Consider the following 14,577-nt stretch of genomic DNA (forward strand, 5'->3'; position numbering starts at 1 on the left):
GCCGTGCGCGGGTGCGCACGGCCACTTGGCGTCCCACTCTGGGTGGAGTCATGCACACTCAGAGTCAGGAGGCCTCATGCGTCGTCCCTTTGCCCGTGCTCTGGCGGGCGCGCTGACCCTGGTGGCGGGAGCGGCCGCGGCGCCGCTGGCCCAGGCGCCGCACGCAGCCGCGGACAGTGTGGTGATCGGCGGGAAGCCGGTGAAGGCGGCCGACAGCCCTTGGGTGGTGGCCCTCGCCAGCCGTGACCGGTTCGGGGGTACGCGGGGCGGCCAGTTCTGCGGGGGCGTCATCGTGGGCCCGACGAAGGTGCTGACCGCGGCCCACTGCCTGGGCCGCCAGGTGCTGGGCGGCCCGATCGAGTCCGTCCCCGACTTCCGGGTGATCACCGGGCGTACGGAGCTCCGGGCGGCCGAGGGCCGGGAGATCGCGGTCCGCTCGGCCCGGGTGAACCCGGGATACGACGCACGCAGCAATGCGGGGGACCTGGCCGTTCTGGAGCTCGACGAGGCCGTGCCCGCGCACTACGTGCTCCCCATGGCGGGGGACGGACATCCCGGCTACGCGGCGGGCGGCGAAGCGGCCGTGTACGGCTGGGGCGACACGAGCGGATTTGGTGACTACGCGTACGCGCTGCGCGCCGCGCGGGTGACGGTGCTGGCGGACGAGGTCTGCCGGCGTGCCTACCCGGGGGACGCGGACGGGCAGTACCGGCCGGAGTCCATGGTGTGCGCGGGGCACCGCGACGGCGGGAGGGACGCCTGCCAGGGGGACAGCGGCGGGCCGCTTGTCGCCCAGGGCCGGCTCATCGGGCTGGTGTCCTGGGGGCGAGGCTGCGGGCGCCCCGACAGCCCGGGGGTGTACACGAAGATCGCGCCGCTCACCGGCTTCGTGACAGCCCCGGAGACGGCCGCGCGGCAACGCGTCGGCCATGACATCGCATGGGGTGCCCAAAGGGGCTCCGGACCGCCTGCACGGCCCGCACGGGGGCATGTGACGGGCGAGCCGCCGGGCGCCTCGGGAGCACCGGGGGGACTGCGCCGCCGCAAGGGCCGCTAGGGGGTGTCCGGCGGATCATGGCCGGGCCCGGGCCTATCCGGCCCTGATCCGCCGGACACCCCCTAGCCGCTGACCGGAGACCGCAGGGCCCCGGGGCTCCGGATGTGAGGACGGGCGGCACCCCTGGGTCTCAGAGGTGCCGCCCGTCGACCGGCCTGGCCGGTCCTGGCTCGTCGGATGCGAGGTATAGGCCTGTGTCAGCGGTCCTCGGTGTCGGCATTGGCCGTCGGAGCGGACGTGAGCCGCTCGGTCTCATCCTGTATATCCGCGGCGATCTTCTTGAGTTCCGGCTCGAACTTACGCCCGTGGTGGGCGCAGAACAGCAGTTCACCGCCGCTCAGCAGGACGACGCGCAGATATGCCTGGGCGCCGCAACGGTCGCATCGGTCAGCGGCCGTCAGCGGGGTCGCGGGTGTCAGAACAGTAGTCACGTCGCCTCTTCTCTAGCTCGACGAGCTGTCGTACCAGGGTCAACATCCAACCAGGCCGAAAACGTTCCCGCTCGCGGCTTTTCCTCGAAACTTCCTTCCGAAGCTGGCCGGCTGTTGCCGGTTGGCGGCGAAGGAGCCGTATTGCGTTGCTTTACGGTTTCGCGTTGTCAGTCGTTCGCTTGTCGCAGTTCCATCCTCCCCGGCGTGGGTGCCGGTTGTGAATGAGGACGTGCCCGAACCCTAAATGGTTCATGCCTGGAAGGGAACGTGATGTTTGCTTCACTCCCCCGAGGGATCGAACACCCGTGCGGTCCTGCACTAGGCTGATGAAGCGCGAGGGTGGCGTTGCATCGGCTCTACCAGGCCTCGGTACCCTTCGACCGGCAACCGAGCCACCCTGCGCCCAACGGGCCAGAAAAAGAAATTCAGCGAGGAGCGAACTGCGTGACCGCCGACACGTCCGTGCCTTCCAGCGCGCTGCTGTCCGGAGCAGACCGGGACGGCTCCAACTACACCGCGCGGCACCTGCTCGTCCTCGAGGGCCTCGAGGCCGTCCGCAAGCGCCCCGGTATGTACATCGGGTCCACCGACTCCCGAGGCCTCATGCACTGCCTCTGGGAGATCATCGACAATGCCGTTGACGAGGCCCTGGGCGGCTACTGCGACCACATCGAGGTGATCCTCCACGAGGACGCCTCGGTCGAGGTCCGGGACAACGGCCGCGGCATCCCCGTCGACGTGGAGCCCAAGACCGGGCTGTCCGGCGTCGAGGTCGTCATGACCAAGCTGCACGCCGGCGGCAAGTTCGGCGGCGGCTCGTACGCGGCCTCCGGCGGCCTGCACGGTGTCGGCGCCTCCGTGGTCAACGCCCTGTCCGCCCGTCTGGACGTCGAGGTCGACCGCAACAGCTCCACCCACGCGATCAGCTTCCGCCGCGGCGTCCCCGGGATGTTCACCGAGCAGGGCCCCGACAGCCCGTTCGACCCCGCCAACGGCCTGCGCAAGGTCAAGCGGGTCGCCAAGGGCAAGACCGGCACCCGTGTCCGCTACTGGGCCGACCGGCAGATCTTCCTCAAGGACGCCCGGCTCTCCCTCGAGACGCTCTACCAGCGCGCCCGCCAGACCGCCTTCCTCGTCCCCGGCCTGACCATCGTCGTCCGCGACGAGCGCGCCGTCGACGGGGCCGGCAAGACCGAGGAGACCTTCCGCTTCGACGGGGGCATCAGCGAGTTCTGCGACTACCTCGCGCAGGACAAGGCCGTCTGCGACGTGCTGCGCCTGACCGGCCAGGGCACCTTCAAGGAGACCGTCCCCGTCCTCGACGAGCGCGGCCACATGACCCCCACCGAGGTCACCCGCGAGCTCGGCGTGGACATCGCCCTGCGCTGGGGAACCGGGTACGAGACGCAGGTCAAGTCCTTCGTCAACATCATCGCCACCCCCAAGGGCGGCACCCACATCACCGGCTTCGAGCGCTCGGTCGCCAAGACCGTGAACGAGGTGCTGCGCTCGGCGAAGCTGCTGCGCGTCGCCGAGGACGACGTGGTCAAGGACGACGCGATGGAGGGCATGACGGCGGTCGTCACCGTCCGGCTGGCCGAGCCGCAGTTCGAGGGCCAGACCAAGGAGGTGCTCGGCACCTCGGCGGCCGCCCGGATCGTCGCGGCCGTGGTCGCCAAGGAGCTCAAGGCCTTCCTGACCAGCACGAAGCGTGACGACAAGCAGCAGGCCCGCGCCGTGATGGAGAAGATCGTCGCGGCCGCCAGGACCCGGATCGCCGCCCGCCAGCACAAGGAGGCGCAGCGCCGCAAGACCGCGCTGGAGACCTCCTCCCTGCCCGCGAAGCTGGCCGACTGCCGCAGCGACGACGTGGAGCGCAGCGAGCTCTTCATCGTCGAGGGCGACTCCGCCCTCGGCACCGCCAAGCTCGCGCGGAACTCGGAATTCCAGGCGCTTCTGCCGATCCGCGGCAAGATTCTGAACGTCCAGAAGTCGTCGGTCTCGGACATGCTCAAGAACGCCGAGTGCGGCGCGATCATCCAGGTCATAGGAGCCGGCTCGGGCCGGACCTTCGACATCGACGCCGCGCGGTACGGGAAGATCGTCCTGCTCGTCGACGCCGACGTGGACGGCGCGCACATCCGCTGCCTGCTGCTGACGCTCTTCCAGCGGTACATGCGGCCGATGGTCGAGGCGGGCCGGGTGTTCGCCGCCGTGCCGCCGCTGCACCGGATCGAGCTCGTCCAGCCCAAGAAGGGCCAGGACAAGTACGTCTACACGTATTCGGACAACGAGCTGCGCCAGACGCTGCTCGAATTCCAGCGCAAGAACGTCCGGTACAAGGATTCGATCCAGCGCTACAAGGGTCTCGGCGAGATGGACGCGGACCAGCTGGCGGAGACCACCATGGACCCCCGGTTCCGTACGCTGCGCCGGATCAACATCGGCGACCTGGACTCCGCGGAGCAGGTCTTCGACCTGCTGATGGGCAACGAGGTGGCGCCGCGCAAGGAGTTCATCACGAGCTCCGCGGCGACCCTGGACCGCTCGCGCATCGACGCCTGACGGGCGCACCGGCACACCGGTGCTCTTCGTTCCATCACCTGTTGGAGTGAAGAGCACCGGGACACCAGTCCGGAATGCATCCATACCGCACATCCTTGTGGACACGCGGCCAATGCGGCAGCGGACAAGGAGAGTTCGGTGGACAAGCACGAACGTCCCGACGCCGGAACGATCCGGCTCGACGACCCCTGGTACGACGCGCTCGCCGTCGGCTGGGGGGAGGGCGAGGGGGAGGGCGAGTACCCGGCGCCCCCGCGTCCGGCCGCCGGCGGCCGCGCCGCGCCCGGGGCATCCGACATCTACCTCGAAGTGCAGCGCAGCGCCGCCTTCCAGGAGGTCCGCAGCCGCTACCGCAGGTTCGTCGTCCCGGCGACCGCCGGATTCTTCCTCTGGTACGTCGCCTACGTGGTCGCGGCCACCATGGCACCCGGCATCATGGCCCGGCCCGTCATCGGGGCGGTCAACGTCGCCCTGCTGGCGGGCCTCGGCCAGTTCCTCAGCACGTTCCTGCTGACCTGGGCGTACGCCCGGCACGCGCGGCTGCGCCGGGACCGGGCCGCGCTGGACCTGCGGTGGACGGTCTTCGAGCAGGAGCGCGGCCAGGGGCGGATCCGGACCCGGGAGGCGGGCCGGTGACCACCGAGCACCAGACCCTCGCGCTGATCCTGTTCAGCCTCTTCATCGCGGTCACCCTGGGCATCACCACCTGGGTCAGCCGCAACCGGCACGGCTCGGCCGAGGAGTTCTACGCCGGCGGGCGGCTGTTCTCCCCGATGGAGAACGGTTTCGCCATCGCCGGCGACTACATGTCCGCCGCCTCCTTCCTCGGCATCTCCGGCCTCATCGCCCTCTTCGGCTACGACGGCCTGCTGTACTCGGTCGGCTTCCTCGTCGCCTGGCTCGTCGTGCTGTTCCTCGTCGCCGAACTGGTCCGCAACTGCGGGCGCTTCACCCTGGCCGACGTGGTCGCGGCCCGGATGAGCGAGCGGCCCGTCCGGATCGCCGCCGGCATCTCCTCCGTCACCGTCTCGGTGCTGTACCTCGTCGCACAGATGGTCGGCGCGGGCAGCCTCGTGGGCCTGCTGCTCGGTGATTCGGGCACCGCAGCCCGGACGCTGACCGTGATCGGGGTCGGGGCGCTGATGGTGGTCTACGTGTCCTTCGGCGGGATGCGGGCCACCACCTGGATCCAGATCGTGAAGGCCGTGCTGCTCATGGGCGGGGCCGTCGTCCTCACCGTGCTCGTACTGCTGCGCTTCCACGGGGACTTCGACCAGCTGCTCACCAGCGCCGCCGAGCGCAGCGGGCACGGGCGGCGGTTCCTGAGCCCGGGGCTCAAGTACGGCGGCGACTGGACCGCCCGCTTCGACTTCATGAGCCTCGGCCTCGCGCTGGTCCTCGGGACGGCCGGGCTCCCGCACATCCTGTCGCGGTTCTACACGGTGCCGACCGCGCGGGCGGCCCGCCGGTCGGTGGTGTGGGCGATCGCGCTGATCGGCGGGTTCTACCTGATGACCATCGTGCTCGGGTTCGGGGCGGCCGCGCTGGTGGGCCCGGACGAGGTGCGGGCCTCCAACGCCTCGGGGAACACGGCGGTTCCGCTGCTCGCGGCCTTCCTGGGCGGCGGGGCCCGTTCGGCCGGGGGCGCGGTGCTGTTCGCCATCGTGGCGGCGATCGCCTTCGCCACGATCCTGGCCGTGGTCGCCGGGATCACGCTGGCGTCCTCGGCATCGGTGGCGCACGACCTGTACGCCTCGCTCAAGCGCCGCCATGCGCGCCAGCGCAGCGAGGTCGCGGTGGCCAGGGCGGCGGCCGTCGGGGTCGGGGCGGTGGCGATCGCCCTGGGGCTGCTCGCCCAGGACCTGAACGTGGCGTTCCTGGTGGGGCTGGCCTTCGCGGTGGCGGCTTCGGCCAATCTGCCGGTGCTGCTGTACTCGCTGTTCTGGCGCTCCTTCACCACGCGGGGCGCTGTGTGGTCGGTGTACGGGGGGCTGGTTCCGGCGGTGGTGCTGGTCGTCCTGTCGCCGGTGGTCTCCGGCAGCCCGGACTCCCTCTTCCCGGGGGTGAGCTTCCAGTTCTTCCCGCTGCAGAACCCGGGCCTGGTCTCGATCCCGCTGGGCTTCCTGGCGGGCTGGATGGGCACGGTCACCTCGGCGGAGGAGCCGGACGCGGCGAAGCACGCGGAGACGGAGGTCCGCTCCCTGACCGGCGCCGGGGCCGTCTGAGCGCCTCCCCGTCCGTCGGCTACGCGCCCTCGGACGGGAGCCAGGAGTAGCGGTGTTCGGGGCGGCCCGTCTCGCCGTAGCGCAGGGCCAGGGTGACCCGGCCGGTGCGCTCCAGGAGCTTCAGGTAGCGCTGGGCGGTCTGGCGGCTGATGCCGGCGCGGTCGGCGATCTGCTGGGTGGAGAGCGGGCCTTCGGCGGAGCGCAGGACTTGGCGGACCAGTTCGGCGGTGGTGGCGGAGTGGCCCTTGGGCAGTTCGTTCGGGGAGCCGGCCGTGGCGAGGGCGCCGAAGATCCGGTCCACCTCGGCCTGTTCGGCCTCGCCGCCCGTCTCCAGGGTGCGGCGCAGGGAGCCGTACGCCTCCAGCCGGGTGCGCAGGCCGGCGAAGGTGAAGGGCTTGACCAGGTACTGGAGGGCGCCGAGGCGCATGGCGGACTGGACGGTGGCCAGGTCACGGGCGGCCGTGACCATGATCACGTCGGTGCGGCGGCCGAGCTGGCGCAGCCGGCGGACCAGGTCAAGGCCGTTCTCGTCCGGGAGGTAGTGGTCGAGGAGGATCAGATCCACGGGGTGGGTGTCGAGGTACGCCAGGGCCTCGGCCGCGGAATGGGCCTGGGCGCAGACGTGGAAGCCGGGAACCTTCGCCACGTACGCCGCGTTGATCCGGGCAACACGCACGTCGTCGTCGACGACGAGTACGTCATAAACCCTGCTCGGGGTCTCGTTCATCGCAGGGCCTCCGGGAGTACGACGGAGAACTCCGCCCCTCCGTCCGCTGCCTCGCCGGCCCGGGCCGTGCCACCCTGCCGCTCCGCGAGGCGGCGTACGAGTGCCAGACCCAGCCCGCGCTCGCGGTGGGCCTTGGGCTGCTTGGTCGACCAGCCCTCGGTGAAGATCTCCTCGCGGCTGCCGGCCGGGACGCCGGGGCCGCTGTCCCGGACCCGGAGGACAGCCGTACGGCCTTCGGCGCGCAGCTCGACTTCGACCAGGGGAGCCGCGGAGCCCGCCGCCGCGTCCAGGGCGTTGTCCACCAGGTTGCCCGTGATGGTGACGAGGCCGCCGGGGTCGACCAGGCAGTCGGGCAGGAAGGAGGCGTCGGCGAGGCGCAGCGGGACACCGCGCTCGGCCGCGACGGTCGCCTTGCCCACCAGAAGGGCGGCCAGCAGGGGGTCGTGGACCTTCTCGGTGACCTGTTCGGCGGTGCTGCGGTGCACCCCGACGACCTCGGTGACGAACTCCACCGCCTCCTCGTGCAGGCCCAGCTCCAGCAGGCCGAGGAGGGTGTGGAGGCGGTTGGCGTGCTCGTGGTCCTGCGCGCGCAAGGCGTCGATCAGGCCCTTGGTGGAGTCGAGCTCGCGTCCGAGGTGCTCCAGCTCGGTGCGGTCGCGCAGGGTGGCGACGGCGCCGCCGTCCTCGGTGGGCATCCGGTTGGCGACCAGGACCCGGGGCCCCTGGACGGTGAGCAGATCGCGGCCGGTGACGCGGCCGGCGAGGACGTCGGTGGTACGGCCCGCGCCCAGTACGTCGTCCAGCGCTTGCCCGGCGAGGGTGGCGGCCGTGTCCGGCGCGAGGCCCAGCAGCCGGCCCGCCTCGTCGTTGACGAGCCGGACCCGGCCGTCGCGGTCGAGGGCGATCACGCCCTCGCGGATGGAGTGCAGCATCGCCTCGCGCTCGGCGAGCAGTCCGGCGATGTCGGAGAACGCCAGGTCGCGGGTCTGCCGCTGGATCCGGCGGGACAGCAGGTAGGCGGCGAGCGCGCCTACCGCGAGGGCGCCGCCCGCGTAGGCGAGCAGGCCCGGGATGGCGCCGAGCAGCCGGTCGTGGACGCTGTCGTAGGCGATGCCGACGGAGACGGCGCCGACGATCTCCCCGTCGGCCGCGATGAGCGGGACCTTTCCGCGGGCGGAGCGGCCGAGCGTGCCCTCGTCGATCTCCATGACCTCGCGGCCCGCGAGGACGTCACTCGGGTCGGTGGAGACGGGCAGTCCGATCCGGTCTGTGCCGGGGTGCGAGCGGCGGATGCCGTCCGTGTCCATGACGACCACGTACTCCGCGCCCGTCGCCCGGCGGATCCGCTCGGCCGAGGCCTGCACCGGGCTGTCGGCCGTCGGCCCGGAGTCGAGGAGTTCGGTGGCCAGCGACGGGTCCGCCGCCGCGCTCTGGGCGATGGCCAGGGCCCGCCGCATGGCCTGGTCGTCGAGCTGCGCGCTGAGCGGGGCCAGGAACAGCCCGGTGGCCAGCACGGCGACCCCGGCGGCGATGGCCAGCTGGGTCAGCAGGATCTGCGAGACCGCCCGTCTGGGCAGCCCGAGGCGTCGAGCGCGCATGTGGAGGAGCCGCATGACCAGCAACCGTAGGTCGCCTTCGGCCCAAGCGGAATTTCCCGTGTGCACGCAAATGGCTTGCGCGATCCGCGCCCGGTGTGTGCAGGGAATCACGGCATGAAATTGTGGTCAGGGCAGTAGCGAACTTGGTGAATCACTGGAATTTATGCGCAACATTCTGCACATTGCTATCGCTGGGCGCCGATCCGCTGCTGATCAGCCGGCTGCCGTAGCCCGGCGCTGTCACTTACGGGCCAGGCTCCACGTCTCGCTGCTGGTGAAGTAGGTGTCGTAGAGCTCCTGGACGTCCAGGAGCGACTCCGGCGGCACCTTCCCGTAGGCGATGCGCTCCAGGTGGCGGAAGTACTCGAAGCGCTCGATGCCCGGTGTGATGACGATCAGGATGTCGGCGTTCTCACCGGGAGCCGCCGCGAAGGCGTGGTCGAGGCCAGGCGGAACGACGACGAGGTCGCCGCGGCCGGCGGTCACCACCTGCTCGCCCGACAGCAGCTGGGCGGTGCCGTCGATCAGGTAGAACAGCTCGGCCGAGCGGGAGTGGTGGTGGGGCGCGGCGCCGTTCGCGCCGTCGAGCAGGGTGACGCGCTGGGTGGAGAGCGCGCCGCCGGTGGAACTGCTGTCGGCGAGCAGGCGCAGGGTGGCCGGGCCGGCACCCACGGTCTCGGCATCGGCGCCGCGCACGATCACGGAGTCGTCGAAGGAGGGAACGATCAGGGACATGTCTTCGTCTCCCGGGCTCGGTTGGGGAAAGGGTTTCAGACGCAGGCGACTTCGGCCCCGGCCCGGGCGGGGGCCGGTGCGGTTCGCTCACGCAGCAGCAGTACGGCGGTCAGTGCGACGGCCGCCGCGGTGGCGCCGTGGACCCCGTACGCGGTGCCGGCGGATCCGCCGCTGCTCAGGACGATCACCATGTCGCCGGCCGGGACGAAGGCGAGCGCCGCCATCGCCCAGCCCAGGGCCCGGCGGTGGCCGGTCAGCAGGAGCGCCAGGACGACCAGGCCGCTCGCGATGTCACGGACGCCCTTGACGGCGAGGAAGGCCGTGCCCTCGTCCCGGGGCCAGGTCGGGACACCGAAACCGGCTGCCGTGCTCTGCGGCGCGAGCAGGAAGCCGACGCCGATGTAAACGATGAACGCGGCGCCGAGGGCGGCCAGCGCGGTGGCCAGGTGCTTGACGGACATGGCGGGTCTCCCGGGTGTAGGGCGGGTCGGGCGTCTCGGCCGACGACGACGGCGCCGTCGCCGGCGGAGTGATGGGAGGAGACTCACAGCCGGGTCATGGAAGCCTCTTGGAAGGGACTTGGAGCCACCCGCCCCGGGTCTCCATCCCCCCAAGGCACCAGGGCCCGGCGGCCGGTTGAGCCGATCCGTCTACGCTGTACAGGACATGGTGTACATACGCGTACTCGGAACCTGCACGGCCGAGCGGGACGGCGAGGCGGTCCCGCTCGGCGGCCACCGGCAGCGTTCCGTCCTGGCCCTGCTGGTCAGCGCGCGCGGCCGGGTCGTGTCGGTCGACCGGATGATCGAGGAGCTGTGGCAGGGGGCGGCGCCCGGCCGGGCCGTGGCCTCGCTCCAGGCGTACGTGTCCAACCTGCGCCGGCTCCTCGAACCGGACCGGGCACCGCGTACGCCGGCCCGGCTGCTGGTGAGTTCGCCGCCCGGGTACGCGCTGCGGCTGCCCGCGGACGCGGTCGACGCCTGGCGCTTCGAGCGGCTGCTCGAGGAGGCCCGCGCGCTGCTCGCCGACACGCCGGACGCCGCCCGGGCGCTGCTCCGCGAGGCACTGGCGCTGTGGCAGGGGCCGGCGTACGCGGAGACGGCCGACGAACCCTGGACCCATGCGGAGATCGCCCGGCTGGACGAACTCCGGCTGGCCGCACGGGAACTCGGTATCGCCGCCGGGCTGCGCGGGGGCGACATCGGCGCGGTCGTCGCGGAGGCCGCGCTGCTCACCCGCGAGGAGCCGCTGCGGGAGGAGGGCTGGCGGCTGCACGCGCTGGCGCTGTGGGCCGCCGGGCGGCAGGCCGACGCGCTCACCGCGCTCCGCCGGGCCCGGGGGGTGCTGGCCGACGAGGCGGGGCTGGATCCGGGACTCGCCCTGGTGGAGCTCGAGAAGGCGATCCTGGACCAGGACGACCGGGTGCTGTGTCAGGCCACGTCCGCTCCGGGCTCGCGAGGACCGGCAACCGCGGCGCCCCCGGCCCCGGGCCGGTCGGGCGGACCCGGCGGCGGGGCAGGGCGTGTAGGGGAGCAGGACGACGCGGCGACCGTCCCGTTCGTCGGCCGCGGTGCCGAACTGGCGCTGCTGGCCGAGGCCTCGGGCCGGGTGCTCACCGCCGGGCCCGGCATCGTCCTGGTCACCGGGGAGGCCGGCCTCGGCAAGTCGGCGCTGCTGAACCGGCTCGGCGACCGGCTGCGCCGCGAGGGCTGGCTCGTCGCCGTCGGCCGTGCCACCGATGCGGAGGGTGCGCCGCCCGCCTGGCCCTGGGTCGAAGCCCTGCGTACCGTCGCCGAGGCCGCCCCGCCCGGGCCCGAGGCGGCCGCCGCCGCGGCACCCCTGCTGGCCGACGGCCCGTCGGGTGCCGCCGTAGCCGTACCTGCGCCGGGGGAGGACGCCGCCGCGGGGCGGTTCCGGCTGCACCGCGCCGTGTGGCAGTGGCTCGCGGAGGCGGCTCGCGCCCGCCCCGTCGCCGTCGTGCTGGACGATCTGCACTGGGCGGACGCCGAGACGCTGGCGCTGCTCGCCGGAGCCGGCGAACTGCCGCCCGGCACGCCGCTCCTGGTCGTGGGCGCGTACCGGCCAGACGAGGTGGCGGACGGGCTCGCCGACACCCTCGCCTCGCTGGCCCGGCACTCGCCCGCGCGGGTACCGCTGCGGGGCCTTGCCGAGGCGGCCGTGGCCGAGGTGGTCCGGGCGGTGGGCGTGCCGCAGGTGGACCCCGAGACGGTGGCCGCGCTTGCCGAGCGCACCGGCGGGAACCCCTTCTACGTACGCGAGAGCGCTCGGCTGCTCGGCAGCGAGGGCGCGCTCGTGGCGCTGTCCGATGTGCCCGAGGGGGTGCGGGACGTGCTGCGCCGGCGTCTCGGCCGGCTCCCTGATCCGGTGGTCGCCGTCCTGCGCCTGGCCGCCGTCGCCGGGCGGGAATCGTGCGTCGAGGTCCTCGTCGAGGCCGCGGACACCGACGAGGACGCCGTACTGGGCGCGCTGGAGGCGGGGTTGCTCGCCGGGCTGCTGGCCGAGCCCGTAGCGGGCCGGGTGCGGTTCGCGCACGCGCTCGTACGGGACACGCTGCTGGCCGATCTGAGCCGGCTGCGGGCGACCCGGCTGCACGGGCGGATCGCGGAGGCGCTGGAGCGGCTCGGCTCGCAGGACGCCTCGGGGCTGGCCCATCACTACGTACGGGCGGCCTCCGCGGTCACGGCGGCCAAGGCCGTGGCCTGCTGCGTGCGGGCGGCCGACCTCGCCGAGGGCCGCTACGCCCACGATGCGGCGGCCGCACTGCTCGCGGATGCGGTGGAGAGCTTCGAGCGGATCCCGGCCGGTGACGGGGGAGACCGGGACGCCGAGCGGATCGGGCTGCTGGGGCGGCTGGTCCGGGCACAGGTGCGTGCGGGGGCGGTGGTGGCTGCGCGCGTCACGCGCCGCAGGGCGATCGACCACGCCGTCGGCGCCGGGCGCGAGGACCTGCTGATCCGCGCGTTCACGGCGTGGAGCGTGCCGACGCCGTGGCAGACCAGGCCCTACGGCATGGTCGACCGACCGGTCGTGGCGCTGCTCGAACGGCTGCTGGAGCGGCCCGGTCTGGAGGCGGCGCTGCGGTGCCGGCTGCTCGGGGCGTACGCGGCCGAGCTGTCCGACGCCCGGATGCCGCGGGTGCGGGCGGCGGCGCGCGAGGCGGTCGCGCTCGCGGACGCAGTCGGTGACCCGGTGCTGCGAGCCGCCTCCCTCGCGACGCTGGTCAAGGAGCTCGACGCCGATCTGGAGTGGCGGGAGCGGGCGCTGTTGGGGCGGGAGCTGGAACAGCTGGGCACGGCGCACGATCTGCCGGTGCACCGGTGGTACGGGCTGTTCGTCCGCTCCACCGCGGCGGCGGCCGAGGGGGATGTCGCCGGTGTGTACCGGCTCACCGGGGAGTCGGCCGAGCTCTCCGGCGACTACCGGATGCCGGGTCCTGCGGCGGTCGACGACTGCGTGACGGCGACCCTGGCGCACATCGAGGGCCGCGTCGAGGAAGCCGAGCGGCTGTACGCGCAGGCGGCCGAGCGGATGGCCCGGCAGGGATCGCCGCACGCGCAGGGGTATGGGGTGATCGCGACGGCGACGCTGCGGGCGAGCCAGGGGCGGCTCGCCGAGATGGTGCCGGCGGCCCGGCAGGTGTACGCGGACTACGGGCCGGTGACGGGGGACCTGCTCGCGGTGGCCCTGGCCGCCGCGGGGGAGGGGGAGGAGGCCCGCGGGATCCTGGGCCGGTGCGGACCGCTGCGGACGGACTACTTCTTCAAGGTCTTCGGGACGTTCCGGGCGATGACCCTGGTGATGCTCGGCGAACGACGGGGCGCCGAGGGGCTGTACGAGGCCCTGCTGCCGTTCCGCGACGCGGCGCCGCCCTCCTCGGGCTTCACGGTGGCGACCCGCCCGGTCGCGTACACCCTCGGTGAACTGGCCCTTCTCCTGGGCCGGAACGCCGACGCCGCATCCCACTTCGCCCGCGCGAGCGCCGTGGCCGAGCAGTGGCACAGCCCCTGGGGCCGTCGTGGCCCGAACGGGTCGTCATCCCGCCGCAAGTGACTTGCATTTCTTGCGCTAGCCTTGCGCGCATGACGCGACGACTTGCTCAAGTGGCGAAGAAGGTGGGAGTCAGCGAGGCGACGGTCAGCCGGGTGCTCAACGGCAAGCCGGGGGTCTCGGTGGCCACCCGCCAGTCCGTGCTCACCGCTCTCGACGTCCTCGGGTACGAGCGGCCCACGCAGCTGCGCGGCGAGCGGGCCCGGCTGGTCGGGCTGGTGCTGCCGGAGCTGCAGAACCCGATCTTCCCCGCCTTCGCCGAGGTCATCGGCGGTGCGCTGGCCCAGCAGGGGCTGACCCCGGTGCTCTGTACGCAGACCACCGGCGGGGTCTCCGAGGCCGACCACGTCGAACTCCTGCTGCAGCAGCAGGTGTCCGGCGTCGTCTTCGCCGGCGGCCTCTTCGCGCAGGCCGACGCCCCGCACGGGCACTACCGGCTGCTGTCGGACCGCAAGGTCCCGGTGGTGCTCGTCAACGCCTCCATGGAGGACCTGGGCTTCCCCTCCGTGGCCTGTGACGACGCCGTCGCCGTCGAGCAGGCCTGGCGCCACCTGGCCTCCCTCGGGCACGAGCGCATCGGCCTGGTGCTGGGGCCGCCCGGTCACATCCCCTCCGTGCGCAAGCTGACGGCCGCCCAGGCGGTCGCCGCCGCGGCCGGCACCGAGTTGCCCGCCGCCCACGTGGAGCGGGCGCTGTTCTCGCTGGAGGGCGGCCACGCGGCCGCCTCCCGGCTGCTCGACCGCGGGATCACCGGCATCATCTGCGCGAGCGACCCGCTCGCGCTCGGCGCCGTCCGGGCGGCCCGCCGCCGGGGTCTCGCCGTGCCCCGCGAGGTATCCGTGGTCGGCTACGACGACTCGGCGTTCATGAACTGCACCGAGCCCCCGCTGACCACCGTCCGGCAGCCCATCGAGGCGATGGGCCGGGCAGCCGTCGAGCTGCTCACCGCGCAGATCCAGGGCGTCGCCGTGCAGCCCGGCGAGCTGCTGTTCGAGCCCGAGCTGGTGGTCCGCGGCTCCACCGGGCCGGCCCCGCGCAGGTAGTCCCGTACCGGCTCCGCACACGCTGCGAAGGGCTCCGGAGCGTCCCCTGGACGCTCCGGAGCCCTTCGTGTTCCGCGTCCGGTACGGCAATGTCAATCTTTTGCGGTGCATGAGTGAGACATTGCGTT

Annotated in this window: 11 protein-coding genes; 6 read left to right on the forward strand and 5 right to left on the reverse strand. The window is 72.8% G+C overall.

Features of this window, described 5'->3' with window-relative positions; all coding sequences use genetic code 11:
- Positions 1–76: 76 nt before the first annotated feature.
- Entirely contained in the window at positions 77–1,057 is a 981-nt protein-coding gene (locus tag AB0I68_RS23295) for a serine protease (protein ID WP_363179270.1), read from the forward strand.
- A 197-nt stretch (positions 1,058–1,254) separates the two neighbouring features.
- On the opposite strand, the gene AB0I68_RS23300 is transcribed toward AB0I68_RS23295, so the two are convergent.
- Positions 1,255–1,488, reverse strand: a complete 234-nt coding sequence (locus AB0I68_RS23300; protein ID WP_030154305.1) for a hypothetical protein — start codon at positions 1,486–1,488, stop codon at positions 1,255–1,257.
- Between the two features lie 444 nt (positions 1,489–1,932).
- Here AB0I68_RS23300 and AB0I68_RS23305 point away from each other — a divergent pair, with 444 nt between their 5' ends.
- The 3 genes from AB0I68_RS23305 (at position 1,933) to AB0I68_RS23315 (ending at position 6,278) form a co-directional block, all read left to right on the forward strand.
- Positions 1,933–4,053: a DNA topoisomerase IV subunit B gene (locus AB0I68_RS23305; protein WP_363179271.1), complete on the forward strand. Its 2,121-nt coding sequence runs from the start codon at positions 1,933–1,935 to the stop codon at positions 4,051–4,053.
- Positions 4,054–4,191: 138 nt separating this feature from the next.
- Positions 4,192–4,689 carry a DUF485 domain-containing protein gene (locus AB0I68_RS23310; RefSeq protein WP_363179272.1) on the forward strand — a complete coding sequence of 166 codons (498 nt, stop codon included), beginning with the start codon at positions 4,192–4,194 and terminating at the stop codon, positions 4,687–4,689.
- Positions 4,686–6,278: a cation acetate symporter gene (locus AB0I68_RS23315; RefSeq protein ID WP_363179273.1), complete on the forward strand. Its 1,593-nt coding sequence runs from the start codon at positions 4,686–4,688 to the stop codon at positions 6,276–6,278. Before AB0I68_RS23310 ends, AB0I68_RS23315 begins: the two co-directional genes overlap by 4 nt.
- A 19-nt stretch (positions 6,279–6,297) precedes the next feature.
- Here the strand turns inward: AB0I68_RS23315 and AB0I68_RS23320 are convergent, their stop codons facing one another.
- The 4 genes from AB0I68_RS23320 to AB0I68_RS23335 all read right to left on the reverse strand — a co-directional run bounded on the left by AB0I68_RS23320 (position 6,298) and on the right by AB0I68_RS23335 (position 9,799).
- Positions 6,298–7,005, reverse strand: coding sequence for a response regulator (locus AB0I68_RS23320; RefSeq protein WP_363179274.1), 708 nt, complete (start codon positions 7,003–7,005; stop codon positions 6,298–6,300).
- On the reverse strand, positions 7,002–8,618 hold the full coding sequence (locus AB0I68_RS23325; RefSeq protein ID WP_363179275.1) for a sensor histidine kinase: 1,617 nt from the start codon (positions 8,616–8,618) through the stop codon (positions 7,002–7,004). The genes AB0I68_RS23320 and AB0I68_RS23325 overlap by 4 nt, the downstream gene beginning before the upstream one ends.
- Before the next feature lie 225 nt (positions 8,619–8,843).
- Positions 8,844–9,338 carry a cupin domain-containing protein gene (locus tag AB0I68_RS23330; RefSeq protein WP_363179276.1) on the reverse strand — a complete coding sequence of 165 codons (495 nt, stop codon included), beginning with the start codon at positions 9,336–9,338 and terminating at the stop codon, positions 8,844–8,846.
- A gap of 35 nt (positions 9,339–9,373) precedes the next feature.
- A complete protein-coding gene (locus AB0I68_RS23335; RefSeq protein ID WP_363179277.1) occupies positions 9,374–9,799 on the reverse strand; it encodes a DUF4267 domain-containing protein in 426 nt (141 codons plus the stop codon).
- A gap of 205 nt (positions 9,800–10,004) precedes the next feature.
- Here AB0I68_RS23335 and AB0I68_RS23340 point away from each other — a divergent pair, with 205 nt between their 5' ends.
- Together AB0I68_RS23340 and AB0I68_RS23345 are read left to right on the forward strand one after the other, a co-directional pair.
- Positions 10,005–13,409, forward strand: a complete 3,405-nt coding sequence (locus AB0I68_RS23340; protein ID WP_363179278.1) for a BTAD domain-containing putative transcriptional regulator — start codon at positions 10,005–10,007, stop codon at positions 13,407–13,409.
- A gap of 29 nt (positions 13,410–13,438) precedes the next feature.
- Complete coding sequence (locus AB0I68_RS23345; protein ID WP_363179279.1) at positions 13,439–14,449, forward strand: LacI family DNA-binding transcriptional regulator; 1,011 nt, start codon at positions 13,439–13,441, stop codon at positions 14,447–14,449.
- Positions 14,450–14,577 lie beyond the last annotated feature (128 nt).

The sequence above is a fragment of the Streptomyces sp. NPDC050448 genome (assembly GCF_040655295.1).
GTDB lineage: Bacteria > Actinomycetota > Actinomycetes > Streptomycetales > Streptomycetaceae > Streptomyces.